The organism is Acinetobacter sp. AKBS16 (assembly GCF_002899995.1).
Lineage (GTDB): Bacteria > Pseudomonadota > Gammaproteobacteria > Pseudomonadales > Moraxellaceae > Acinetobacter > Acinetobacter baumannii.
In genome coordinates this window covers 15,190-39,353 of record NZ_POYH01000011.1, presented here as the reverse complement: position 1 = coordinate 39,353, position 24,164 = coordinate 15,190, and the positions used below count along the sequence as shown (strand labels likewise).

At 39.1% G+C, this 24,164-nt stretch carries 21 protein-coding genes and 1 pseudogene; 8 read left to right on the top strand and 14 right to left on the bottom strand.

Annotation, left to right across the window (positions count from 1 at the left end; genetic code table 11):
* Window positions 1-7: 7 nt before the first annotated feature.
* The 3 genes from C1642_RS01820 to C1642_RS01810 are packed head-to-tail and all read right to left on the bottom strand — an operon-like array spanning window position 8 to window position 3,436.
* Window positions 8-859, bottom strand: a complete 852-nt coding sequence (locus C1642_RS01820; RefSeq protein WP_103235824.1) for a TniB family NTP-binding protein — start codon at window positions 857-859, stop codon at window positions 8-10.
* Window positions 856-2,745: a Mu transposase C-terminal domain-containing protein gene (locus tag C1642_RS01815; protein WP_103235823.1), complete on the bottom strand. Its 1,890-nt coding sequence runs from the start codon at window positions 2,743-2,745 to the stop codon at window positions 856-858. Before C1642_RS01815 ends, C1642_RS01820 begins: the two co-directional genes overlap by 4 nt.
* Window positions 2,738-3,436, bottom strand: a complete 699-nt coding sequence (locus C1642_RS01810; protein ID WP_103235850.1) for a TnsA endonuclease N-terminal domain-containing protein — start codon at window positions 3,434-3,436, stop codon at window positions 2,738-2,740. The genes C1642_RS01815 and C1642_RS01810 overlap by 8 nt, the downstream gene beginning before the upstream one ends.
* 114 nt (window positions 3,437-3,550) lie before the next feature.
* Between C1642_RS01810 and C1642_RS01805 the strand changes: the two are divergent.
* Window positions 3,551-4,201 (top strand): annotated as a pseudogene (locus C1642_RS01805) (ATP-binding protein); the annotation flags it as partial.
* A gap of 14 nt (window positions 4,202-4,215) precedes the next feature.
* Here the strand turns inward: C1642_RS01805 and C1642_RS01800 are convergent.
* On the bottom strand, window positions 4,216-5,649 hold the full coding sequence (locus tag C1642_RS01800; protein WP_103235821.1) for a PLP-dependent aminotransferase family protein: 1,434 nt from the start codon (window positions 5,647-5,649) through the stop codon (window positions 4,216-4,218).
* A 111-nt stretch (window positions 5,650-5,760) separates the two neighbouring features.
* On the opposite strand from C1642_RS01800, the gene C1642_RS01795 reads away from it, so the two are divergent.
* The gene (locus C1642_RS01795) at window positions 5,761-6,537 is read left to right on the top strand and encodes an aldolase (protein ID WP_079547995.1); all 777 of its coding nucleotides are present in this window, start codon (window positions 5,761-5,763) and stop codon (window positions 6,535-6,537) included.
* 15 nt (window positions 6,538-6,552) lie between these two features.
* On the top strand, window positions 6,553-7,431 hold the full coding sequence (locus tag C1642_RS01790; protein ID WP_079547994.1) for a dihydrodipicolinate synthase family protein: 879 nt from the start codon (window positions 6,553-6,555) through the stop codon (window positions 7,429-7,431).
* Between the two features lie 42 nt (window positions 7,432-7,473).
* Here the strand turns inward: C1642_RS01790 and C1642_RS01785 are convergent, their stop codons facing one another.
* Together C1642_RS01785 and C1642_RS19080 are read right to left on the bottom strand one after the other, a co-directional pair.
* Complete coding sequence (locus C1642_RS01785; RefSeq protein ID WP_000975212.1) at window positions 7,474-8,286, bottom strand: TorF family putative porin; 813 nt, start codon at window positions 8,284-8,286, stop codon at window positions 7,474-7,476.
* 56 nt (window positions 8,287-8,342) lie between these two features.
* Window positions 8,343-8,513 (bottom strand): hypothetical protein, encoded by a 171-nt coding sequence (locus tag C1642_RS19080; protein WP_228153821.1) that lies wholly within the window; start codon window positions 8,511-8,513, stop codon window positions 8,343-8,345.
* A 697-nt stretch (window positions 8,514-9,210) separates the two neighbouring features.
* Here C1642_RS19080 and C1642_RS01780 point away from each other — a divergent pair.
* Window positions 9,211-10,527 (top strand): OprD family outer membrane porin, encoded by a 1,317-nt coding sequence (locus tag C1642_RS01780; RefSeq protein ID WP_000910009.1) that lies wholly within the window; start codon window positions 9,211-9,213, stop codon window positions 10,525-10,527.
* Between the two features lie 105 nt (window positions 10,528-10,632).
* Here C1642_RS01780 and ppa read toward each other — a convergent pair whose 3' ends face one another.
* On the bottom strand, window positions 10,633-11,160 hold the full coding sequence (gene ppa, locus C1642_RS01775) for an inorganic diphosphatase (protein ID WP_000122443.1): 528 nt from the start codon (window positions 11,158-11,160) through the stop codon (window positions 10,633-10,635).
* 127 nt (window positions 11,161-11,287) lie between these two features.
* Window positions 11,288-11,686, bottom strand: coding sequence for an MAPEG family protein (locus C1642_RS01770; protein ID WP_000546045.1), 399 nt, complete (start codon window positions 11,684-11,686; stop codon window positions 11,288-11,290).
* A gap of 106 nt (window positions 11,687-11,792) precedes the next feature.
* On the opposite strand from C1642_RS01770, the gene C1642_RS01765 reads away from it, so the two are divergent.
* Window positions 11,793-12,176 (top strand): hypothetical protein, encoded by a 384-nt coding sequence (locus C1642_RS01765; RefSeq protein ID WP_001187001.1) that lies wholly within the window; start codon window positions 11,793-11,795, stop codon window positions 12,174-12,176.
* A 38-nt stretch (window positions 12,177-12,214) separates the two neighbouring features.
* Here C1642_RS01765 and C1642_RS01760 read toward each other — a convergent pair whose 3' ends face one another.
* The 6 genes from C1642_RS01760 to C1642_RS01735 all read right to left on the bottom strand — a co-directional run bounded on the left by C1642_RS01760 (window position 12,215) and on the right by C1642_RS01735 (window position 20,788).
* Window positions 12,215-13,894, bottom strand: coding sequence for a long-chain-fatty-acid--CoA ligase (locus C1642_RS01760; RefSeq protein WP_000411991.1), 1,680 nt, complete (start codon window positions 13,892-13,894; stop codon window positions 12,215-12,217).
* Window positions 13,895-14,191: 297 nt separating this feature from the next.
* Window positions 14,192-16,411, bottom strand: a complete 2,220-nt coding sequence (gene parC / locus C1642_RS01755) for a DNA topoisomerase IV subunit A (RefSeq protein ID WP_103235820.1) — start codon at window positions 16,409-16,411, stop codon at window positions 14,192-14,194.
* Between the two features lie 153 nt (window positions 16,412-16,564).
* Complete coding sequence (locus tag C1642_RS01750; RefSeq protein ID WP_000366681.1) at window positions 16,565-17,884, bottom strand: MFS transporter; 1,320 nt, start codon at window positions 17,882-17,884, stop codon at window positions 16,565-16,567.
* 82 nt (window positions 17,885-17,966) lie between these two features.
* Window positions 17,967-18,611, bottom strand: a complete 645-nt coding sequence (locus C1642_RS01745) for a trimeric intracellular cation channel family protein (RefSeq protein ID WP_000927792.1) — start codon at window positions 18,609-18,611, stop codon at window positions 17,967-17,969.
* A gap of 45 nt (window positions 18,612-18,656) precedes the next feature.
* Complete coding sequence (locus C1642_RS01740; RefSeq protein ID WP_000194004.1) at window positions 18,657-19,124, bottom strand: YchJ family protein; 468 nt, start codon at window positions 19,122-19,124, stop codon at window positions 18,657-18,659.
* A gap of 71 nt (window positions 19,125-19,195) precedes the next feature.
* The gene (locus C1642_RS01735) at window positions 19,196-20,788 is read right to left on the bottom strand and encodes a TerC family protein (protein ID WP_000575778.1); all 1,593 of its coding nucleotides are present in this window, start codon (window positions 20,786-20,788) and stop codon (window positions 19,196-19,198) included.
* A gap of 326 nt (window positions 20,789-21,114) precedes the next feature.
* On the opposite strand from C1642_RS01735, the gene C1642_RS01730 reads away from it, so the two are divergent.
* The 3 genes from C1642_RS01730 (at window position 21,115) to C1642_RS01720 (ending at window position 24,163) form a co-directional block, all read left to right on the top strand.
* Window positions 21,115-21,738: a TIGR00730 family Rossman fold protein gene (locus C1642_RS01730; RefSeq protein WP_001089658.1), complete on the top strand. Its 624-nt coding sequence runs from the start codon at window positions 21,115-21,117 to the stop codon at window positions 21,736-21,738.
* 197 nt (window positions 21,739-21,935) lie between these two features.
* Window positions 21,936-23,327 (top strand): multidrug transporter subunit MdtD, encoded by a 1,392-nt coding sequence (mdtD, locus tag C1642_RS01725; protein WP_002125133.1) that lies wholly within the window; start codon window positions 21,936-21,938, stop codon window positions 23,325-23,327.
* Between the two features lie 77 nt (window positions 23,328-23,404).
* Window positions 23,405-24,163 (top strand): GH25 family lysozyme, encoded by a 759-nt coding sequence (locus tag C1642_RS01720; protein WP_103235819.1) that lies wholly within the window; start codon window positions 23,405-23,407, stop codon window positions 24,161-24,163.
* Window position 24,164 lies beyond the last annotated feature (1 nt).

Sequence of the window (24,164 nt, the reverse complement as noted above, 5' to 3'; positions counted from 1 at the left end):
TCACAGGTTATTTCACTCTTTCTAATAATTGATGATCTATATATTCCTGACCAGTTATGATTGCCTTCTTAGCCGCCTCTCTTAAAAGGCTGCGTAAATTTCCTAAATTACCTTCCGTAATATCATGTAGATACTTTACGGTAGCAGGTTCCGCTAATCTCGATGGCTGTTTTAGGGGGAGAACTTTCTCAAATTTATTCACTATAGCCTGAAATTCTTTATCAAGTTGCCATAAAGGTAAATTAACAACACGGAAACGACTAACGTGTTGTGGGTCTGTATAAAGTACCCGAACTGCTTCTTCCGTTCCAAAACCAACAATTGGAATCTGAGTTTCATTACACAAATATTTGATCGCATTCATTACGGTTCTCTGCTTAATAGGAGTTCCACATAACAGAGAATTCATTTCATCAATAATCAGGAGCTTCACTTCATAAAGTTTAAGGCAATGTACAACTTGGTATCTTAATTTTGCAACGGGATCTCTTTCTCTAAAAGGTTCCCAAAATCTATCCAAAATTGCCATATACAGTGCTTTCTCATCCGGTGAAACAGGTGCCTGTACAACAATTACTGGCTTCACCGCATTATTTTCTGCATTGACATAACCCTCTCCATACAGTTTAAAAAACTGATTAATAATTGTAGTCTTACCATTATTGGGTTTACTTAATACCAATAAATTGGGCATACGACTTCGTTTTGGGAGGGAGAGCAACCCTTTCAATTGATCTAACAAATCATTCGCAGCTGGATAACCTATCCATCGATCTTCTTCCAAGAAATAGAGCCTATCTTCATTAGATTGATCAAGAATAGGGCGAAACTCTTGAAAAACATGTGAATAATTACTCATGAAATATCCTCATCATTTTCCAACTCATCTAAAGGTAATAATCCATATAAATTTTCCAGCTGTTGCACCATAACCGTGCTCTCTTGTTGAGACTTTTTGTCCTGAATTACGGCTTGGTTAATACTGTGTTGATGTTGAGTACTTCGCTGCTGTGATCTACGAGCTCGACGAGTCTTGGCACTTGCTTCTTGCACACGCTCTCGAAGTTTAGCTAATGCCTGACCTAGTTCATGATCCTTTAAATAATCTCCTGTTTCTTTTTTCAGCTCCTGGATTTTTTTATGTTCCCATATACTAAAGGGAGGGATACTCTGATCAGCCAAAGGAACCTTAAAATAGTTTTTGATTTCTGGATCAAAGAACCAGATTTCGCTAATATTCCTTGGATCACGTCTAAAAATAAATTTACGTTTCTCTTTATGATTATTAGGGTCTATTGCATTGATCCAGCTTCTCAAAACATCTGCATAATATGAAAGTCCATCTATAGTTACGCCTGTTGTTTGGACGGTTCTTTCAAAACTTGGTAAAAAATCAAGAAAAAAATTATGATCATTTGCAGGTAGTCTAGCAGCCCCTGAACCTAAAGTATTCTTATCTCCAAAAATACCAAGTTCAAAAGCATGAAGTGGAGATGTACCTAAAGCAGTATGTTTTCTTTTATGGTAAACATTACAGATAAAATCAATCAGCCACTCTTCAAACTCTGAGAATGTAAAAACAGCTTCTTTATCTGAGTTATAGTCTTTTCGTTGAATAATATTAGAAAAAGTTGTACCAGGTACAGCATGTACATCAGTTGCAAATGTGCCCATCAAACGTTCAATATGCCCACCAAACCGTGGCTTTTTAACTGGTCTATATTCCAGACGAATATCATGTGCCATACATGCATTTCTAAAAGTTTCTGAATGAAATTCAGGACCATTGTCCACATGAATCGTATTCATAATTCCCCAAATAGGCCATTCAGTTTGGATCTTGCGTAAAGCCAACCATTTCTCTTTAGGCAATACAGCTTGAGATACGCACATGGCAATAGACATCACAGATGGAGCATCTAAAGATAAATAGTAGCCGACAACTACTCGTGAAAAGACATCAATCGCAAGTGTTAGATAAGGTCGTCCGATAGGTTGTCTATTAAAATCATCAACTAAAATAAGGTCCACAGGTGTATGATCAATCTGAACTACAGCAAGTGGATAATCTGCATGAGGAAATTTTCCTGCAGCAGGGGTAAATTTATTATTTGCCTTTTCCTTATGTCCTCTTTTACGAAGTGTTTCTCTTTGACTAATCGCTGCTATGCGATTTCTTACTGTATTTGCATGAGGAACATCAAGGATATTATATTCATGACATAAACGTTTAACTTCAAGTACAACTTTTTGGACACTAATTCTCTGATTCGTTAGATATAAATCTTTAATCGCTTTTTCAATAACTGCTTCAGCATGTTTATTAATTATCTTTTGACCTTGCGGTAATCCTTCCTTTCTAGGTCTTAATCCATCAATAGTTCCATATGCTTTATAGATTTTTAACCATCTATATAAAGTTGCTGCGTTTATATCATGTTGCTTAGCACGTAATTCTACTTCCTTACGACCACTTACTCCTTCCTCAATGAAGGGGCGGATAATATTGAAACGCCTTTCAGCCTCAACCCAATCTTTATCAGTGATAAGCTCTATATCTTCATATTGCTCAATAGGCGTCGCAGGCTGTAATTCACTAATAGCAGCGATACCTTTTCTTCCAGTATTCTTGTTCTCAACAAAGACAGATTTCAGATCAATTATTTCAATAATTGTATGGGGAATACCTTTAACCTGAACAGATTCACCAGCTGCAATTTTGATATTCACACGTCTATCATTCATAGCAATTCCCACTTATCCAAAGTTCAGTAGAAGGTTGTAAAGGCAAACTCAAATCACATACTAAAAAACCATGAGCAACTAAATACCAAATTTGACTAATTCCATTTGCTCTGTCCCATTTCCCAAGGAAATGTCGAGCTAATAGTGTGTCAAAAGTGACAACTTCCCGATCTCGTACATAATCTAATAAATGTTTTGAATCGACTAATGAGAAGTTCATTTTTCGGTATTTTTGCAAAAACATAGCATTTGACCATAATTGATCTCGAATGCGTCCCTCATGGGCAATATGGAATTTCCAACCTTCTTCTTTACAAACCGTCATAGCAGCACGGTATCTTGCTTTCCATAGATGTAGATTAAGTTTTAAGTCTTCTGCTGGCTTTACTTCCACTAATTTAGGTGGAATAAATGGAAGAAAATTATCATGCTTATAAGTCACTAGAAAATCAGGGGTGTAAACCCGTTTCTTGCCATTATCAAAATATTCAATAGTAAATGGTTGAGACTCAACAGCAAGAACATTAGGATCAATCTCTAAACGGATAAGAAAATCTCGTTCAAGTGTAGATTCAAAAGCAACTGCGGAATCTTTTTTAAAAGGATAAAGGCCCGATACACTGATACGTGTATTACCAATTTTTCTTCTCGCGGGTACGATCTTAACTGTGTCGCATAATTGATTGTACATTCTTGGTTTCATCGCATAGTTCTTTATGAAATTTGTCGCATCGTTCTTTGTAAAAGCAGATCTAACCTATTGAACCTAGTTCAAATTGTCGCATAGTTCTTTGTAAATGACAGCGGTTCACACCCTAAACCAGGTGAAATTACTTTATCTCATTTAGGTGTTCTATTTTTAGATGAACTTCCCGAGTTTGACAGAAAGGTTCTAGAAGTCTTACGCCAACCGCTTGAGTCAAAAGAAATCATTATTTCACGTGCGACTCGGCAAATTACTTATCCTGCGAACTTTCAGCTCATTGCAGCAATGAATCCTTGTCCATGTGGGTATGCATTTAATCAAGATAGCCGTTGTCAGTGTTCTCCAGAAAGCATTAAGCGCTATCAAAACCGTATATCGGGACCGTTACTCGATCGTATCGATTTACATATTGATGTACCGCCATTAAAAGCTCAAGAACTGCAAGACCCAACACCTGCAGAAGATTCTACCACTGTACGACAACGTGTGATTTATGCTTATGAACAACAAATGCAAAGACAGGATTGTTTGAATCAGGCGCTCTCACCCAAACAACTGGAACAACATGCCGTTCTCGATAGTACTTCACAGCGAATGATTGAAATGGCTCAGCAACGTTTAAATTTATCTGCTCGTGCTTATCATCGTGTTTTACGGGTTGCTCGTACTATTGCCGATTTGGCCCAAAGTGAGGTCATTCAAAGTCCTCATCTTACAGAAGCACTCTCTTATCGAGGTAATCACTCTTAAAATAAAACAGCGGATTATAAGTCCGCTGTTCTTTTATTAAGAGCTTCATTTAAGGTCTCAATTAGAGAGGTGATTTCTTTCTCTGATAAAGCTGCAAAACCAAAGCGGATACTACAATTAGGATATTCTTTCTGTTTAAACTTCTGCTCTGTATCAATGTTGAGTTCTTTTAGCTTTATGAGCTGATTTTGAGTAAATGATTTCTGAAATTTTACCCACAAAGCCATTCCACCCGCGGGCGGTTGTATCTGAATACTCTCAGCAAAAACTCTTTGAAACTCAGCTAACGCATGGTCTCGACGTAACTGATAAATCTTTTTCATTTTACGGATGTGTCGCTTGATTTCCCCTCGTTGCATTAAATCGGCTAAAGCGAGTTCCGTAATATTATTGCCCTGCCGATCAATCAATAAAATATCTTCAGTAATGGTTTGAATGATAGTTGGAGCTGCCACGATGTAACCTAACCGAATACCGGGTGCAAAAACTTTAGACAATGAACCTACATGAATAACCAACTCAGAATGAGGCAAACTTGCTAAGGGTGGCATAGGCCGGCTGTCAGAGTGAAATTCGTGGTCATAGTCATCTTCAATAATGTAAAACCCCCATTTTTTTGAAAGTTCTAAGAGTTGAAGACGGCGGCTCATTGTCATGGTAACGGTTGTAGGGTACTGATGATGTGGGGTTGTATAAATTGCTGCAACCGAGTGTTCTTTTAAAATCCGTTCGAGATCTTCAATAACAATACCTTGTTCATCTAATTTGACAGAAACCACTTGAAAGCCATTTGACTGAAATGCTTTAAAAGCAGATGGGTAATATAATTCCTCAACGACGATGACACCCTGCCGATTGGGTAATGCACGAGAGGCAAGAAAAATTCCCATCTGGCTTCCACGTACAACACAGATCTCATCTTCGGCAACATTCATGAAACGTTCCATCGACAACATTTGTTTTAAAGCCTGCCTTAGTTCAGCCATACCACGTGGGTCACCATATCCCATGTACTGGTTTTGAGTAATTTTAATGAGTGCGTGCCGATAGGCCCTCGAAAACAATTCATAAGGAATAAGCCTCGGATCTGGCACACCATCGTTATGGGGCCGCTGAGCAACTTGTTGAATTATTGGTTTATCACTAACTTTTCGATCAGCTCTTGGCTCTATTTGAGGCTTTTTTTCCGGTAAAACATCTGCCACAAATGTGCCTTTTCGAGGCCGAGTCACAAGCCAACCTTGAGCCTCCAATTCTTCATAAACTGCTTGTACCGTTTTTCGATTAATTCCTAATTCTTTTGACAGGCTGCGAGACCCCGGCAGCATAGTGCCCTGTACTAAACGGCCACTCAAAATTTCCTGACTAATCAAGTTGGTCAGTTTTAGAAAAACCGTTTTTTCTTCTCTTTCATCAATGCGGAAATGTATTTGCCAAGGTCTTAGCATATTCGCCCCATCTGGACCATATAACTTATAAAAACTGGATGTATTGATCCATCCAGTTGTTTTTTATTCTGCCTTCACCTACTTAATTTGGTCAACTGGACTGGAGAAGAGATGAAGACTGCTTCTGTAAACAAACACGACTTGATGCAACACGCACAGCAAGACATGCAAAAGTGGATGAGCGACTTAGATTTAACAGACCGTCAAAAGCTTGCACTGACTTGCCGTATTTTATTCGATCATGGGCATGACGCTGGTTTAGCGGGTCAAATTACATGCCGTAGTGAAAATAAAGAAACCTTTATTACTCAACGTTTCGGTTTAGGTTTTGATGAAATTACTGCTTCAAACTTGCTTGAGGTGAATCAGGACTTAGAACCCATCAATCAAGAAGGCATGGCAAACCCAGCCAACCGTTTCCACACATGGATTTATAAAGAACACCCAGAAGTGAACTGTATTATCCATACGCATCCTACCCATGTAGCGGCTCTATCGATGTTACAGATTCCGCTTATGATTTCCCAAATGGACGTCTGCGCACTTTACGAAGACTGCTCATTTGTAGGCCATTGGCCGGGAGTTCCTGTAGGTAATGAAGAAGGTATTTTGATTTCTTCCGCGCTGGGTAAAAACCGCGCTGTTTTGTTGTCTCATCATGGTCAATTGGTCACAGGAAAAACCATTGAAGAAGCATGTAACTTGGCTCTTTTAATTGAACGCGCAGCTCAACTGCAACTTTTAGCCATGTCTGCCGGACAAATTCAGCCTATCCCCCATGCTTTGGCAGCAGAAGCCCATGATTGGGTGTCTACCGATAAACGCAACAAAGTGAACTTTGCTTACTACGCACGTAAAGCTTTGAAAAAACATTCTGACTGTATTTAAAAAGAGACCTCGACCATGAAATTAAACGGCATTATTGGCTACCCTGTTACTCCGTTTTCTTATGACAACACCATCAATCTTCCTGTTCTAAAACAAATGCTGGATTTGCTTATTGAAAATGGCTGCGACGCGATTGCACCTTTAGGCAGTACAGGTGAAAGCGCTTATCTTGAATGGGATGAATGGTGCTTAGTCGCGAAAACTTCAATTGAAAGCATTAATAAACGCGTGCCTGTCATTATTGGGATTTCAGAACTCACCACTGATCAAGCCATCAAAAAAGCCCAAGTCGCGCAAAGCTATGGTGCAGATGCACTTATGGTGATTCCCGTATCTTATTGGAAGCTAACAGACCAAGAGATTTTTGAATATTATCAAGCAATTGCCCAAGAAACTACTCTACCAATTATGATTTATAACAACCCCGCGACCAGTGGTGTTGATATGTCTCCTGAATTAATCGTGCGCATGTTTAATAACATTGCAAATATTATGATGGTAAAAGAAAGCAGCGGCGATATTCAGCGCATGCATAAAATTTATGAGCTATCAAAAGGTGAACTTCCGTTTTATAACGGCTGTAATCCTCTAGCTTTAGAAGCTTTATGCGCAGGAGCAAGCGGTTGGTGTACAGCAGCACCCAATCTGTTAGGTCAAGGACCTCAACAGCTCATTGAATATGTAAAAAATGGTGAACTGGAACAAGCCCAGAAGTCATTTTATCAGCAGCTTCCTCTATTACGCTTTATTGTAAGTGGTGGTCTGCCTAAAACGATTAAAGCAGGATTACAACTAAAAGGTGTCGCTGCAGGCGCACCACGCAAGCCGTTGACCAAAGCCACGGATATTGAGCTTAACCAGTTAAAACAACTACTTTCTGAAATAGAAAACTAATAAAAAAGCGGGTTTATTGACCCGCTTTTTTAAAACCCCAGCTTAGAATGTTTTAGTTAAACTAAACACTAAACCTGTGTCATAAGGTTTTTTCTGAGCATCAGTCATGCCAGAAGTACTAATATCTGTACCGACAACATCTAGCTCAGCAACAATACCCAAGATGTTATAGTTTACGCCGACTTTATAATCAATATAGCTATCATCTTCACCTGGTCCACCTGCAACTACAAGTAAAGAATCTTTGTTTTTAAGCTTGTTATAACCAACTGAAGCAAGTCCAGTAAATCCGGTGTCTGCAATTGGTGCCGAATAACCCACGTTAAAATACCAGAACTCGTCAGAGTGGCCCCAGTAATCGTTAGAATAATTCACGCCGACACTAAGCGCATCACCTTTAAATAAAGAATCTGCAAACGTTAATTTTCCATAAAACTCGGTAAAGTCAAAACCAGTGTCACCATTGTATGGATTAGTGAATTTTGAGTCAGAGCCAATGTAACCATAACGGATCACACCAACATCATAAGTCGGTGCGAGTGTGTCTGACAGTTTTAAGGTGTTGGTATAACCTAATGAGATATCAGTTTCAGTTGAAACACCAGGTGTATTAAAGTCTACGCTTGACCCCCAAAGCGCAACATAAGCACCTGACTTATGAGAGAAAGTGAAACCACCTTGAATAGCTGGGTTGTTTGAAGACTGCGTAATACCACGGAAGCGATAATCTGTAGTAGCAGCCACACTACCAGTTGCGGTGATGCCGTAAAAAGATGGAGCATCTTCAGCCATAACCATGGTTGAACCTGCCGTGAGTACGCCGAATGTTACTGCTTTAAGTGCAAACTTCATCATTTTGATCTCCCCCACAATGAACGCACGATTTATATGACTTAAACAAATTTTGTTACTTAAGCTTTAGCAATTGCTGTGCCAAGTTCATATTTGGTATCGCTACACTTCATTAATTTAGAGACTAAAAAACTTATACAACACGAAAAATAAAAATCTTCTAAATAATTATTTTTATATATAACAATAAAGTATGAACATTTTGTTTGCGTAAAATATAAAGAAAACATGAGAAAACACCTTATCGGAAATAAACAAGCCGAGATCAGTAGTATTGAATGGTAGGGCGTAAAGTCTCTATTTCATTTCTATATAAAGAGATAAAAACTCCATAAATTTATTAGTACAGAGCCTCTTTATTTAACCCATATTTTTATTTATGAACCATTTTGGGTATTTTCTGCACAAAGAAATAAATAAAAAATAAATTGCACAAATTTCATGCAAATTAGCGCACTAAATTTGATCGATAGAGTCTAGGGGCTTTCTGGCGTTGCTTTCGTCTCTGTTTTAAACAATTTTTTGATATAAAAATGTTATAAAGTAACAATATAGAGTGAGATTACTAAAAATTGCTCAAGAAAATTGCTTAAGAATAGATTAAAAAGTAAACATATCAAACAAAAAAGAGTAAAAATTGAACACAAAAATCAAGTATTTTTAAAATTTTCACCTAAGAAAAAATGGTAAAATTCAACTAAAAAATAAATTACTTTTTTCATTTTAAACAATAAATTAACTATAAAAATTTAAAAATAAATTCAGTTAAACTTCCCTACCACATTAATCAAATCCTGCATAGCATATATAAAATAAAATGAACAAAAATATATCTTTTTTATAGATTACTTATACAATTGATGGAAATCCTAGGCCCTGAACAATAACAAGGCACAGGATTTATCGTTTTTATGAGGTTCTTTAAATATGCTAAAAGCACAAAAACTTACATTAGCAGTTCTCATTTCTGCGGCAATAATTTCCTCAGCTCAGGCAAGCGAGCAAAGTGAGGCAAAAGGATTTGTTGAAGATGCGAACGGTTCTATTCTCTTCCGTACAGGTTATCTAACTCGTGACAAAAAACAGGGCGCGAAAGATACCAGCTCAGTTGCTCAATCAGCAATTGTAAGTATCGAATCTGGCTTTACTCCTGGTATCGTTGGTTTCGGTGTAGGCGTTGTTGGTGACGGATCATTTAAAATTGGCGAAAACAAAAACGCTGGAAACCAAATGATTCCAAAACACAACGATGGTTCAGCTTACGACCACTGGGCTCGTGGTGGTGGCAGCGTTAAGGCACGTTTCTCGAATACAACAGTACGTTACGGTACTCAAGTACTCGACTTACCAGTCCTTGCAAGTAATACAGGACGTATGGTTCCTGAATACTTCACAGGTACTTTATTAACTAGCCATGAAATCAAGAACCTTGAGGTTGTTGCTGGTAAATTTACTAAAGACCAAATGTCTGACCAAATCAATACCGATGCGGATGCTTCTGGCAGAGGTCTTGACCGTGCAATTGTGTGGGGTGCTAAATATAAGTTTAATGATAACTTAAATGCATCTTATTATGGCTTAGACAGCAAAAATGCTCTTGAACGCCATTATGCTAATGTTAACTTTAAACAACCTTTAGCAAATGACAGTTCATTAACTTATGATTTTAGTGGATACCATACTAAGTTTGATGCAAATGCACACACTTATTCAGCAACTGGAACTGTAGCACCAAATTATGCTGCGGATGGTATAGCTGGCGAAGAAAAGACCAATAATATTTGGGCTATTTCAGGAACTTATGCGACTGGTCCACATAGTGTGATGTTAGCATATCAACAAAACACTGGTAATGTTGGTTACGACTATGGCCAAAATGCTGATGGTTTCCAAAGTATTTATTTGCCAAACTCTTATATGTCTGATTTCATCGGTAACCACGAGAAATCTGCTCAAATTCAATACAATGTTGATTTTGGCAAGTTAGGCGTATTACCTGGTTTAAACTGGACCACTGCATTTGTATATGGTTGGGACATCAAGGTTAGAAATGTAACTGATGATGCTCAAGAACGCGAATTCTTTAACCAAGTGAAATACACAGTTCAAAGTGGTTTTGCTAAAGATGCAAGCCTTCGTATTCGTAACTCTTACTACCGTGCAAGTGATGCTTACCAAGGCGCTTACATCGGTGATACTAATGAATGGCGTATTTTCTTAGATATTCCTGTGAAATTATTCTAATTCATAGATTTATCAAGCATAAAAAACCTACCTCTGGTCACACAGGTAGGTTTTTTATTAAGCCCAGAATATCAATTGCGACACTCTAGGCTTAAAAATTAGAGCTTATTTTTTAGCAGCTTCGATTGCTTTCAATACTTCCGCTTTAGCAACGTCAGCACCTTCCCAACCGCTGATTTTCACCCATTTGCCTGGTTCTAAATCTTTATAGTGGCTGAAGAAATGCTCAACTTGGCTAATCAACAATGGAGGAAGATCTGTATATTCCTGAACGTCTTTGTAAAGTGGAGATAATTTTTCGTGTGGAACAGCGATTAATTTCGCATCGATACCACCGTCATCTTCCATGTTTAATTTGCCCACTGGACGGCAACGAATTACAGAACCGGCAGCAACAGGATGTGGAGTTACAACAAGTACGTCTAATGGGTCACCATCTTCAGACAAAGTATTTGGTACATAACCGTAGTTTGCTGGATAGAACATTGCTGTGCCCATAAAACGGTCTACAAACAATGCATCAGAATCTTTGTCAATTTCATATTTAATTGGCGCTGCATTTGCAGGAATTTCAATGATGACATAGATGTCATTTGGTGCATCTTTACCTGCTGGGATATTGCTGTAACTCATATCAATACTCTTTCGTTATGAAGTCAGATGTAAAATCCACTCGATTATAACGTGGATATCATCAAAATGATGCCGATTATACAATGCGCACACGCGAAAGTTGATATGAATGGTGACAGAATGACACTCAAGTCAACTTAATTGTCACGATCAATAAGAATATTGGGCATAACAATGATAAAAACCAGACGATAGAGCGTAAAGTAGCCCAATTACTTAAGTAACAAATGCCATAAATCACACGTAAAATAATATAGGCCCAGCCCAATCTTAAAATAAAGTATTCAGGAACCACCATATATTCAGCCATCAAAATAGCTGTTAAAAATAAAGGTAAACTTTCAAAACTGTTTTGTTGTACTGCATTTGCCCGAGCAGCGATACCCTTTGTATTAGCAAGAAAGTCTCTTGGGTTCTGATTATCGACGGGCTGAAAACCACCGGTAAATTTTGCAATTACGGTAAATGCGTATGGCAGCAAACATGCCACTAAAATAATATAGATAATGCTGCTGATGCCGTGCATAGTGCCATCCATCACTGAAAATACTGTTGATCATGCTATCATAACTCATCGTTTTTACCTGAAATTTTATGCAACCGCATGTCATCACTGATTTATAGGGCTATGTATGCAACAACCTGATCAAAAAGAATTGTTCGAGGTCTTAGAAAAGCAAAAGAAGAACCAGCTTCAGGTAGATCGTATATTCAAAATCGTATTACCGATCGTCGCTTTTTTACTGAGTGTAATTTGTGCGAATTTCAATTGGCAATCTACACTGGGTACCTTCGTGATCTTAACAGTGACCTTTATTGCTGTGGGTGTCAAAAGACTTCCTTTGTGGCACTGGCTCATTGTGATTACCATATATTGTCTTGTAGATAATTACCTCAGTTATGGTCAACTTGATGTAACTCACTTACGTCTACAGCTCGGTACCATGTTAGTTTTTGTTGGTATGGTCGGAATTGGTCGTCCTTATGTAGATCGTTGGTTTATGAAAAACCATTAAAATAAAAAAAGCGCCTTACGGCGCTTTTTTATTCATCATTACGCAGGCTTACGTAAATCTTTACGTAAAATTTTGCCTACATTTGATTTTGGTAATTCATCCATAAACTCAACATAACGAGGGCGTTTATAACCTGTTAAGTTTTCTTTAGCAAAGTTCAAAACTTCTTCTGTAGTTAAGCTTGGATCTTTTTTCACAATAAAGAGCTTTGGCACTTCACCTGATTTTTCATCTGGAACACCAATTGCAGCAACTTCCAATACTTTTGGATGTTTAGCAATCACTTCTTCAATTTCACTTGGGTAAACGTTAAAGCCAGAAACCAAAATCATATCTTTTTTACGGTCTACAATTTTGACGTATCCACGGCTGTCCATTACACCAATGTCACCGGTACGGAAGAAACCATCTGCTGTCATGACTTTAGCAGTCTCATCTGGACGGTTCCAATAGCCTTTCATGACTTGAGGACCACGAATTGAGATTTCCCCTTGTTCACCCAAAGGTACTTCTTTTCCGTCATCATCTAAAATTGCAACCTCAGTTAACGGTAATGGAATACCAATGGTGCCACTAAATTCAGTAGATGCAGGTGGATTCGCAGTTGCAACTGGTGAAGTTTCTGATAAGCCATAACCTTCAATAATGGTTGTACCCGTAATTTTCTTCCAAGCTTCTGCTGTAGATGGCAGAACTGCCATACCACCGCCCATCGCCATTTTTAAGTTGCTATGGTCAAGTTGCTTGAACTCTTCATTATTCACCAAGGCATTAAATAATGTATTTACTGCAGGGAAGAAAGAAGGTTGATATTTACGTAATTCCTTAATCACTGCCGGTAAGTCACGCGGGTTCGGAATTAAGATATTTGCCTGCCCTTTGTACATACCGTACATCGCACAAACCATGAACGCAAAAATATGGTAAAGCGGTAATGCACAAACAATACGATCGCCTTTAGCACCATCGTTTGCACCGAATTTGCTTTGGAAAATACCATCACACTGTAAAAGGTTGGCAACCAAATTGCGGTGAGTCAGCTCAGCACCTTTTGAAACACCCGTTGTACCACCAGTATATTGAAGCACGGCAGTATCACTTAAAGTTAAAGTCGGGCGTTTATAATTGCTTGGATTTTCTTTATTTAATGCACTGTTAAATTTAACATGGCCAGGAATATTCCAAGCTGGAATTTGTTTACGGACTTTACGTAGAACAAAGTTCACCAAAGTACCTTTCAGTGTTCCTAGCATATCTCCGACAGAAGCAACAACCACATGCTTCACTGGAGTTTTACCCAAAATGCTTTGGTAAACACTTGCAAAGTTCTCGATAATAACGAGCACTTCTGCACCTGAGTCATTTAACTGATGCTCAAGTTCACGCGCAGTATATAGTGGGTTAACATTCACTAAAACCAAGCCTGCACGTAAGACTGCCAATGCCACTACAGGATACTGCAGCACGTTTGGCATCATTACTGCCACACGCGTACCTTTTGCTAACCCCAAATTTTGCAAATAGGTCGCGAACTTACGGCTTGCAAGCTCCAACTCGTTAAATGACATGGCTTTATCCATAAAGATAAAGGCATCACGAGAACCAAATTTTTGGAAATTACGCTCAAAAATATCAACAAGTGAGGTATTTTCTGCAGGCAATGCTACTGTTTCTGGAATCCCTGTCTTTTGGTATTCTGCAAACCAAATCTTTTCCATAATGCCATTATCTCCGATTCGTAATCCTTAGTAATAACTGTTATTCAATGCCCCAGCTATTCTTTAGCTTCTTGGTGCCAGAACATATTTAAAACTTATTGGCACATTCATGACACTTTCGAACAAGATTATGAGACAGAAGTTTTGACAATTTAAGCCTGCCAAATTTTTTGCATGGAGTACAAATTACGTACTCCAAATTGCTGCCCTTTTAATCATTATTCAATACCAACAAGTTCAGTTCATTGCTTGAACATGTTGCCATATATAGCGTATTTATGTTGCCAGACGCTAGCTTTATCTCTGAATCAACAGTTTATTTGCTTTTTGATATCCACGTGGTAAGAGCTGACCTTTCGAAGCACGTTTACCCATGTATTTTTGTAGATCATCACCTTTTAATTTGAGATGTTGTTGACCTGCAACCACCTGAATTATTTCATCTAAGTTCAGGGTTGTCATGGATAAAATTTGCTCTTTTCCTTCAAGTTGTATCAACTTATTACCTTTACCTTTATTTAAATTTGGTAGCTCTGCCAAATCTAAAATTAACAAACGCCCTGCTGAGCTCAGTACAGCCAAATGCGTCATGTTTTGGGCAGAAATGAGTGGTAAAGCCTTTGCCTTATCCGGAACCGTTAAGAATGTCTTACCAGCTTTCGCATTGGTATCTAATTGCTTGGTTTGCGTTTTAAAACCATAACCTGCCGAACTTGCAGCAATCAACTCAGACTCATCATCATCTAAATAAACCTGAATAAACGATACGCCACTTGCTGGTGATAATTTAGAACTTAATGGATCCCCCAAGCCTCTCGCTGAAGGTAAGTTACTAATTGGCAAGGCATAGCTGCGCCCTGTTTCATCAAGGAAGTAAACTCGCTGATTGGTTTTCCCGACAGCATGACTTAAATATTGGTCCCCAGCACGGTAGTTCAGATTTTCGGCATCCACATCCGCACCTTTTGCCGCACGAACCCAGCCTGCTTCAGACAACACGACTGTTACCGTTTCAGCTGGCATTAAATCCTGTTCTTTAATTTGAACCGCTTCAGCACGTGCAACAATTGGAGAACGGCGCTCATCACCGAACTTTTTCGCATCTTCTTTTAATTCACTGATAATCAGGTTTTTTAAAGATTCAGGATTTTCGAGTTGTTCACGAATAATGGCAGCTTTCGCGGAAAGCTCATCTTGTTCATGACGAATTTCCATCTCTTCAAGCTTGGCCAAATGACGTAATTTAAGCTCTAAAATCGCTTCGGCCTGTATCTCATCAATATTGAAGTGTTCCATCAAGACTGGCTTAGGCTGGTCTTCTTCACGAATAATACGAATGACTGTATCAATATCGAGATAAGCAATTAAAAGACCTGCCAAAATATGGAGGCGCTTTTCAATACGGTTTAAATGGTACTGCAAACGACGAGTTACCGTTTTTTTACGGATCTCGATCCATTCAAGCAAAATACGACGAATTGATTTCACCTGAGGACGGCCATCTTCGCCAATCATGTTTAAATTGACACGATAGCTTGATTCTAAATCGGTGGTCGCAAATAAGTGACTCATTACTGCTTCCGCATCAATACGGTTAGAGCGCAGTACAATCACGAGTCGTGTCGGGTTTTCATGATCCGATTCATCACGCACATCAACGACTAATGGCAGCTTTTTAGCCTGCATTTGGTCAGCAATTTGGGTAATTACCTTAGAACCAGAGACTTGATATGGGAGCTCAGTAATTACGATTTCATTTTTCTCAATGGTATATACCGCTCGCATACGGTAACTACCACGACCAGTGGTCTGGATTTTGAGTAATTCTTCTGGCGGGGTAATAATTTCAGCTTTGGTTGGCAAATCCGGAGCCGGAATATATTCAGCTAATTTTTCGTCCGAGGTTTGCGGATTACGGATTAAAGCAATTGTGCCTTTTACAACTTCACGCAAATTATGTGGCGGGATATCAGTTGCCATCCCGACAGCAATACCTGTCGTACCATTAAGAAGAATATTAGGTACACGTGCAGGTAAAGTGATCGGTTCTTTTAAAGAACCATCAAAGTTATCTTGCCATTCGCTAGTGCCCTGACCTAATTCGCTCAGCAATAATTCACTATAAGCCGAGAGTTTGGCTTCGGTATAACGCATCGCAGCAAAAGATTTAGGATCATCTGGTGAACCCCAGTTCCCCTGTCCTTCAATTAGCGGATAACGATAACTAAATGGCTGAGCCATGAGTACCATGGCTTCATAACATGCCGAGTCACCATGTGGGTGGTATTTACCAAGTACATCACCCACTGTACGCGCTGATTTTTTTGGCTTGCCACTGCTTTTTAAGCCTAGCTCGCTCATGGCATAGACAATACGGCGCTGTACGGGCTTTAAGCCATCACTGATATGCGGCAATGCACGGTCCATAATGACGTACATGGCATAATTCAAGTAAGCCTGTTCAGTAAATTCGGCTACAGAGCGGTTTTCTGTCGCATGATGCACAAGGCTGGTCATAGTCAGCTTATCTTCCAAATCAGTCGTTATTTTAAGTGTGTATTATGCTAAGTGGGCTATGTTACAGACACAAGGGGGACTCTGTCACCTGAGCGTCAAATTGTGTCTTATCTCTCTATATTTTTAGTTACTTGCTATAAAGTTAGGCAAAAACTATAGCCCAATCGACTCTAGTCTTTTACCTTGAGTCTCTTCACCTAATATCAAAATCACTAAAGCTACGGCAAGTAAAACCACAGTAAACATCATAAAAACGTGATTAAAGCCGTTTTTAGCAACCATCATATGTGTCACGACCATTGGCGCGACAATTCCACCGATACGCCCCATTGCCGATGCCCAGCCTGACCCGAAAGCCCGAATATTGGCTGGATATTGTTCTGGTGTATAGGTATATAACACTCCCCATGCACCCAAATTAAAGAATGACATGAGACAGCCCCAGAACATAATGCTATTTACACTGTCGGCTTGTCCAAAGAAATATGCCGACAAAGCACAAAAACCGATAAATGCGGCAAGTGTAATTTTTCGACCTAAACGCTCGACAAACCAAGCAGCCGCCAAGTAGCCCGGTAACTGCGCCAAAATCATAAGCAATACATATTCAAATGATTTGACAATGTCATAGCCTTGTTTCACCAATAAACTCGGCAACCACGTAAAGATGCCGTAATAGGAATACACAATGCCAAACCAGATTAGCCAGAGCATTAAACTTCTACGAGCAAATTGACCACTCCAGAGCTGTTTAAATGAAACTTTTTGTCGCATCGCCACAGGCACGACTTCAATATGGTGAACTATTTGCACACATGCTTCGGCTTCTAGTTTTTGTACCAGTGCATGCGCTTCTTCAATACGACCACGGTTAATCAAATACGGTATAGATTCAGGGACTTTTTTCCAAATCACTAAAATATAAATAAGTGGAAGACCGCCTATAAGGAAGGCAATATGCCAGCCAAATTTAGGAATAATAAAATAAGAAATGAGCGCAGCAACCAACCAGCCTAATCCCCAAAAACTTTCAAGCAGAACGATAAATCTTCCACGAACATGAGCAGGCACATATTCACTGACCAGCGTGACTGCTACAGGTAATTGACCACCTAGCCCCAACCCAACAATAAACCGAAAAATTAATAGCCACTTTAGATCAGGGGCAAAAGCACATAACGCAGTCGCAATACTATAAATTGCCATTGTCATCGCAAAGACAGTTTTACGACCAAAACGATCTGCCAAGGCACCAGAACAAACTGCACCTATAGCCATGCCTACAAAGCCAATACTGACAATCCAACCACTTTCAGCAGGTGTTAATGACCAATCTTTAACAAGGGTTGTCATAATAAAAGCGATAATGCCGGTATCCATCGCATCAAACATCCAGCCTAAACCCACTACCCATAAAAGCGTGTAGTGAAATTTGCCAATTGGAAGATTTTGTATACGTGAAACCAGATCCATAGGATTAACTCTACTGGAAAGAATAAGTGGACAAGACCATATATAGAATTGTTATATCATGCCCACATGAAATTCTGCATGATTAATGTTCGTCGGTTGAAGAAGCCGACTCTGCATCATCATCTTTATAAATAAATTTAGGCATTTCCAAGCCAAAATAAATGGCAATTAAACGAAGCGTAAAACCAAATACTAAGGTTGAAATAACGGTAAGTTCTAAACTTAAACCTAAGTCTAGACAGACCCAATAGCAAATGACTGCAACAAAAGAAATACTAGCATACAGCTCACGGCGGAAAACAAACGGGACGTCGTTACATAAGATGTCACGTAAAATACCACCCGAAACTCCTGTTAAAACGCCTGCTACAGCCGACACGACAAAACCATGCCCCATCTGTAAGGCAATCTGACAACCAATGATCGTAAACCCAATTAGACCTAAAGCATCGAGCACCAAGAAAATGTTATGTAAATGACGCATCCATTTAGCAATAACGATGGTAACAAATGCAGCACAACACGTTAAAACTAAATATTCAGGATGTTTTACCCACGTTAAAGGATAGTGTCCAAGTAGTACATCACGTACAGAGCCACCACCCAAGGCCGTCACACAGGCAATTAGTACAACACCGAACCAGTCCATACTCCGTCGCCCAGCAGACAATGCACCAGTCATGGCTTCGGCAGTAATCGCAATAATATAAATAACGGTGAGTAACATTGCCCTTTCCCTCAGGCCAAACGGTGGGCGTATTTTAAGATAAAGTTATAGGAATTGTGCACAGCATTGCTTAAATTTTTTTCCTGAACCACATATACAAGGTTGTTTCATAGTGACCTGCATATCGACCGTCGGATCAAGGAAAAACCATTGTTGCTGATGAAATACAAAATGTGAAACTTCATGATGAATTTGAGCGCTTTTACCATCATGATAATGGGCCTTGAACTCTACCTGTGCATGGGTTTTATCTAATTTTTCGTTGGCGTTAACCACCTCTAAACCCAACCATTGATTTTGTTTGCTCCATTCCGCAATAGCCTCTTTATCAAGAGCAGTTTGCTGACCTAAAGCCGTCGTTTGCACAATATAATCAATTTGCTGCAATGCAAATGCACTATAACGTGAACGCATAAGCTGCTCTGCGGTGAGTGCTTTTGTTGTGCCTAAATGTAAAGGTTCACAACATTCTGCATAGCTGCCTTTTCCGCATGGACAAGTTTGTTGGGTCATTTGGTACTTCTCAAATAAAAAATAGCTCAAAGTTGAGCTATTTTATGATGTTTCTAAATCTGACACGCAATTTAATCTTTCGATTCATCCTGTTCGATAGAAACAATATGAACTTTCTCGATTTTATGGCCTTCCATGGTTACAACTTCAAAGCGATAACCATCCGCTTCAACAGTTTCACCATTTTCAGGTAAACGGCCTAAATGGAATAACAAATAGCCCGATAAAGTAGAATATTGTTCACTTTCATCAACTAAGTCACGTCCAAGTAAAAGCGATACATGACGAATATCGGTTGAACCCTCAAGTATTAACGAACCGTCTTCTAAACTTTCTGCTGCTGCATCTAGTTCGTCTTCATCAGGGAACTCACCCGCAATTGCTTCTAAAATATCAATTGGTGTGGCAATACCTTCAATTGAACCATATTCATTTAGAACAATCGCCATTTGTAAAGGAGCCTGACGTAATTGCTCCATCACCATAAGCACTTGAGCATTTTCATGCACAATAACTGGCTCACGTAAGTGCTTTTGAAAATCGATAACGCCTGTTTCAATAAAGCCATTTAAAACTTTATGTGTAAGCGCAATACCTTCAATATTATCAAGTTCACCACGAGCAACAATTAAACGTGAATGTGTCATCGACATTAAACGTTCTTTTAAAACTTCTGGTTCTTCGTCTAAATCAATCCATTCAAGCTCAGGTCTTGGTGTCATCACTGACTTTACTGGACGTTCAGATAAACCAAGTACACCTTGTACAAGCACACTATGGTAAGCGCCATTTTCTTCATCAAAGACTTCATCAGCAAAAGCTTGAGTTGCCAATACATCTTCTTTATCAGCCGTTTGAGCGTCTGAAGTAGAACCGCTATTTTTACTGCCTAACATACGTAAAACCGCAGAAGCTGTGCGATAACGTAAATCTGTAGTAGTCACTAGCTTCTCTTGGTTGCGACGCATGGTTTGGTTGATCATTTCGACTAAAATTGAGAAACCAATCGCAGCATATAAATAACCCTTCGGAATATGGAAACCAAAACCTTCCACCACCAAAGAGAAACCAATCATCATCAAGAAGCCAAGACATAGAATAACTACTGTTGGGTGTTTATTCACAAAGTCCATGAGTGGTCTTGAAGCCCACAGCATAATACCCACAGCAATCACAACAGCAACCATCATGACTGACAGTTCTTTCACCATACCTACAGCAGTAATTACGCTGTCTAATGAGAATACGGCATCAAGCACAACAATCTGAACGATGACCATCCAGAACGCAGCATGAACAGGATTATCTTCTTTATGAAGTTGTTTACCTTCCATCCGCTCATGCAATTCCATGGTGCCTTTAAAGAGCAAGAACACACCACCGAACAATAAAATCAAATCACGGCCAGAGAATGGATGGCTAAAAATATGGAAAAGTGGTTGGGTGAGTGTCACGACCCAAGCAATTGAAGCTAAGAGGATAAGACGCATTCCCAAAGCGAGTATTAAACCCACTATACGTGCCTTAGTACGTTGTTCTGGTGGCAACTTTTCAGCCAAAATGGCAATAAAGACGAGGTTATCGATCCCTAGTACGATTTCAAGAACAATTAATGTCGCTAGGCCTACCCAAGCAGACGGATCAGACATCCATTCAAAGATCATTGATCCTGCTCCTGTGCTGGGTGGATTTTATCTTTATTGGGCAACGCAAAAGGCATGCCTAGACAAAGGGGGAATAATGTTTTTTTAGGACAAGAAATTAAAACGGAGCGACTACAACCACTACCCATATTTGTTCATATGTTGTTAAACGAATTTTCAGTATAGGCAAGATTTAACATAAATTCATCATTTTTATTTGATCATTATATGTATTCACCAAACCCATACAAAACATGAATCTTTCCTATAAAACTGCTTATAAAGTTGTCATATTTTTTGCTTAGTGTAGACAAGAAATATGAACGTGATAAGGTGAAAATAAAGCAATGAATAGCGTATTAACAATGGCAGTAAATGATTCACCAATAACATCTGTAAAAACAACACAACCTCTTATTGCATTATATTGTGGCTCACGAGCAGGAAATAACCCGATTTATCGCGAAAAGGCAATTGAGTTAGCCAGCGGAATTGCTGAACAAGGTTTTGGTTTGGTCTACGGCGGTGCCAGTATTGGTTTAATGGGACAAGTCGCAGAAAGTGTACTTGCACATGGTGGAGAAGCTGTAGGGGTCATTCCTGAATTTATGCTTGATTATGAAGTGGCGCATGCAGGATTGACCGAGTTGCATGTGGTAGAAACCATGCATGAGCGTAAAGCCATGATGGCAGAGCGCGCGAGTGCTTTTATTGCACTACCTGGCGGTTTAGGTACATTCGAAGAAATTTTGGAAATTGCGACTTGGGGTCAACTCAATCAGCATCAAAAACCCATGATTTTATATAACGTAAATGGTTTTTATAATGCGTTAATTGCTCAGTTAGACCATGCTGTACAAGAAGGCTTCCTTCCTCTTCAGCATCGAGCTAAATTAATTGTATGTGAAGAAATCGACCAAATTTATAACGTCATTAAAAACTTAAAAATGCCAAAGAGATTTGTTGTTTAAGCTCTCTACCTCAAAAAAAAAGCGGATTCTTCCGCTTTTTTTATTTTATCTATTTATACTCATTCACTTGAAAGTCCGGTTATATAGCTGCTCTAAATAATAGAAGTTAAACTTACAAAGCGTTTATTCAACATTGACTTACTTTTTTTAAATTCAATTTGTTTTACACTAGGCGAAAACGTTAATTTTCAAATGTTATGAATGCCACGCCAACCCATCAAGCCTTGCAACCCGAATATCGTCTATTGGTTCTTTTGGTTTCCATTGGCTTTTTTATGCAGGCATTAGATACAACAATTGTAAATACTGCCATTCCTGCAATGGCACACCATTTAAATGAAGATCCATTACGTATGCATAGCGTAGTGGTGGCTTATGTTTTATCTGTAGCTGCCTGTATTCCTTTAAGTGGATGGTTGGCCGACCGCTTTGGTGTTAGAAATACGTTTTTATCAGCAATCATTATTTTCACGCTTGCTTCCTTAGGTTGTGGTCTTTCTCAAAGCCTAAATCAGCTTTTATTTTTCCGTGTCATTCAGGGTGTTGGGGGTGCGTTATTACTCCCTGTTGGTCGTTTATCACTTTTAAAAATTATTCCCCGAACTCAATTTTTGGCAGCCATGAGTCTCATGAGTCTGGCAGGTTTACTAGGCCCTTTAGCTGGTCCAACACTAGGTGGTTGGCTCGTTGAAGTTGCAACGTGGCATTGGATCTTTCTTATTAATATTCCAATGGGAGTATTGGGCATATTAATGACATTAAAGGTCATGCCAAATGTAAAAGAGCCTACCGTTAAAACTTTTGACCTTATTGGGTTTGTGCTCTTAGTCATCGCAATGATTGGCTGGTCTTTGGGTATTGAACATCTTGCCTCACCTGAATATTCCAAATGGTTTAGTATTTCTTTATTAGTGGTCGGGGTAGTCGCAACCCTTTGGTATGCCTACCATTCACATACCCATCAAAATGCATTGTTCCGCAGCCGACTCTTTAGAAACAAAATTTACGCGATTGGTATTTTAGGTAATTTCTTTGCCCGCTTTGGTGGTAATGCCTTACCTTTTGTTTTACCACTCATGCTACAGGTCGCTTTTGGTTTTGAGCCATTCATTGCGGGATTAATGATGATTCCGTTAGTGTTAGGGTCACTTTTCTCCAAGCCGATTGTTAGACCGATTATTCAGAAAATGGGTTATCGCCGCTTTCTGTTAATTAACACAACCTTAGTGGGTCTATGTATTGCGTCTTTTGCCATTATGACTGTCGACACCCCAACTTGGTTTAGAGCTTTACACTTTTTCTTATTTGGTACATTAAACTCATTACAATTTGTGGGAATGAATACACTCACCTTAAAAGATTTGCCTCAACAAGATGCAAGTAGCGGTAATAGTTTCTTATCAATGATCATGATGCTTTCAATGAGTATTGGTGTTGCACTGGCAGGTACACTCATTAATATATTTACCGATTACTATGGTACAGCACATGTGACAACTGCCTTCCATGTCACCCTGATTTGTTTAGGTTGTATTAATATCATTACCGCACTGATCTTTTGGCAAATTCCCAAAAATACGCCTGTGTAAGCAGTTGCATTTTTAGCGTGGTTTCTCGCTCGCGAATCACGCTATGATGTGAACTTCATATTAATACTGAGTTTTGCATGACCAAGCTGGCAAAAACCTTTTCTGCACCACGCTACAATACCCTCATTGGGATTGTTTTAGCTTGTGTTATGGGGGTTCTCACTTACTTCGGTCTGTTCTACCAGCAAAAAGCTATTGCTCAAGATTATCCAGTTCAAGGCTTTGATGTCTCTCACCATCAAGAAAATATCAACTGGAAAAAAATATCACACCAAAAATTTCAGTTCGTCTATTTAAAAGCGACTGAAGGCGGTGATTATAAAGATCCAAAATTTCAAGAAAACTGGTTAAAAGCACGCGAACATGGCTTTCATGTCGGCGCTTATCATTTTTATCGTTTATGTCGTGATGGTAAAACACAAGCTGAAAATTTTATTGCAACTGTACCCAACAAAGTTGATGCCCTTCCTCCTGTTATTGATCTGGAATATGACAGCAACTGTATTAATTCCCATACCAAAGAACAATTACTTAAAGAAATAGGCATCATGCATGACAGCTTAAAGCATCATTATGGTAAACAGCCTATCTTTTATATTTCCAAAACTTTTTACCACATTGTATTAATAGGTAGTTTCCCTAATACTCCTCTTTGGGTCAGAGATTACGAAGGGAAACCTGAGCTGAAAGACAAGCGAAAATGGCTCTTTTGGCAGCATAGTAATCAAGGTAAAATTGAAGGCATGACCAAGCCAGTAGACTTAAATGTTTATGAAGGTTCAGTCAAAGAATGGCACCAATTTTTACAGCAGCAAGGCATCGTGAAAGCACAATAAT

Coding starts and splice junctions, on each gene's coding strand:
- C1642_RS01730 (WP_001089658.1), top strand. CDS start 21,115: ATGAATAGCGTATTAACAATGGCAGTAAATGATTCACCAATAACATCT.
- C1642_RS01820 (WP_103235824.1), bottom strand. CDS start 859: ATGAGTAATTATTCACATGTTTTTCAAGAGTTTCGCCCTATTCTTGAT.
- C1642_RS01815 (WP_103235823.1), bottom strand. CDS start 2,745: ATGAATGATAGACGTGTGAATATCAAAATTGCAGCTGGTGAATCTGTT.
- C1642_RS01720 (WP_103235819.1), top strand. CDS start 23,405: ATGACCAAGCTGGCAAAAACCTTTTCTGCACCACGCTACAATACCCTC.
- C1642_RS01765 (WP_001187001.1), top strand. CDS start 11,793: ATGCAACAACCTGATCAAAAAGAATTGTTCGAGGTCTTAGAAAAGCAA.
- ppa (WP_000122443.1), bottom strand. CDS start 11,160: ATGAGTTACAGCAATATCCCAGCAGGTAAAGATGCACCAAATGACATC.
- parC (WP_103235820.1), bottom strand. CDS start 16,411: ATGACCAGCCTTGTGCATCATGCGACAGAAAACCGCTCTGTAGCCGAA.
- C1642_RS01735 (WP_000575778.1), bottom strand. CDS start 20,788: ATGATCTTTGAATGGATGTCTGATCCGTCTGCTTGGGTAGGCCTAGCG.
- C1642_RS01760 (WP_000411991.1), bottom strand. CDS start 13,894: ATGGAAAAGATTTGGTTTGCAGAATACCAAAAGACAGGGATTCCAGAA.
- C1642_RS01790 (WP_079547994.1), top strand. CDS start 6,553: ATGAAATTAAACGGCATTATTGGCTACCCTGTTACTCCGTTTTCTTAT.
- C1642_RS01795 (WP_079547995.1), top strand. CDS start 5,761: ATGAAGACTGCTTCTGTAAACAAACACGACTTGATGCAACACGCACAG.
- C1642_RS01750 (WP_000366681.1), bottom strand. CDS start 17,884: ATGGATCTGGTTTCACGTATACAAAATCTTCCAATTGGCAAATTTCAC.
- C1642_RS01785 (WP_000975212.1), bottom strand. CDS start 8,286: ATGATGAAGTTTGCACTTAAAGCAGTAACATTCGGCGTACTCACGGCA.
- C1642_RS01810 (WP_103235850.1), bottom strand. CDS start 3,436: ATGTACAATCAATTATGCGACACAGTTAAGATCGTACCCGCGAGAAGA.
- mdtD (WP_002125133.1), top strand. CDS start 21,936: ATGAATGCCACGCCAACCCATCAAGCCTTGCAACCCGAATATCGTCTA.
- C1642_RS01745 (WP_000927792.1), bottom strand. CDS start 18,611: ATGTTACTCACCGTTATTTATATTATTGCGATTACTGCCGAAGCCATG.
- C1642_RS01780 (WP_000910009.1), top strand. CDS start 9,211: ATGCTAAAAGCACAAAAACTTACATTAGCAGTTCTCATTTCTGCGGCA.
- C1642_RS01740 (WP_000194004.1), bottom strand. CDS start 19,124: ATGACCCAACAAACTTGTCCATGCGGAAAAGGCAGCTATGCAGAATGT.
- C1642_RS01770 (WP_000546045.1), bottom strand. CDS start 11,686: ATGCACGGCATCAGCAGCATTATCTATATTATTTTAGTGGCATGTTTG.
- C1642_RS19080 (WP_228153821.1), bottom strand. CDS start 8,513: ATGTTTTCTTTATATTTTACGCAAACAAAATGTTCATACTTTATTGTT.
- C1642_RS01800 (WP_103235821.1), bottom strand. CDS start 5,649: ATGCTAAGACCTTGGCAAATACATTTCCGCATTGATGAAAGAGAAGAA.